Raw genomic sequence first — 665 nt, 5'->3', positions numbered from 1 at the left:
GGCGCCGCCCCCGCCGGCTCCGCCCCGCCGGGCGGCGCGCCGGCGCGCTAGCCGTGCGCGTCCTCGTCCTCGGCGCGGGGGTGATCGGCGTCACCTCCGCCTGGTACCTGGCCAAGGCCGGGCACGAGGTGACGGTCGTGGACCGCCAGCCCGGCCCGGGGCTGGAGACGAGCTTTGCCAACGCGGGGCAGGTCTCGCCCGGCTATGCCGCGCCCTGGGCCGCGCCGGGCGTGCCGCTCAAGGCGCTGCGCTGGCTGTTCATGCGCCACCGCCCGCTGGTGATCTGGCCGCTCCCCGACCCGGCACTGGCGCGCTTCCTCGGCGCCATGCTGCGCAACTGCACCGATGCCGCCTATCGCGCGAACAAGGCGCGGATGATGCGCCTCGCGGATTACAGCCGCGACTGCCTGATCGACCTGCGGGCCGAGACCGCGATCGCCTATGACGGCCGCCAGCGCGGCACCCTGCAGCTGTTCCGCACGCAGGCGCAGCTCGATCATGTCGGGGCCGATCTCGCGGTGCTGAACGCGGCGGTGGTGCCGTACGAGCTGCTCGACCGCGCCGGCTGCATCGCGGCCGAGCCCGCGCTCGCCCGCGCCGCCGCCCCCATCGCCGGCGGCCTGCGCCTGCCGGACGACGAGACCGGCGACGCGCATCTCTTCACC

At 75.9% G+C, this 665-nt stretch carries 1 protein-coding gene; it reads left to right on the top strand.

Features of this window, described 5'->3' with window-relative positions:
* Positions 1-53: 53 nt before the first annotated feature.
* Positions 54-665 (top strand): FAD-dependent oxidoreductase (locus B8460_RS15630; RefSeq protein ID WP_048862541.1); only part of this gene is annotated, 612 nt, incomplete at its 3' end.

This window comes from Acidisphaera rubrifaciens HS-AP3, assembly GCF_000964365.1.
Lineage (GTDB): Bacteria > Pseudomonadota > Alphaproteobacteria > Acetobacterales > Acetobacteraceae > Acidisphaera > Acidisphaera rubrifaciens.
The sequence above is the reverse complement of the archived record's forward strand: the minus strand, read 5'-3'. Positions and strand labels throughout refer to the sequence as shown.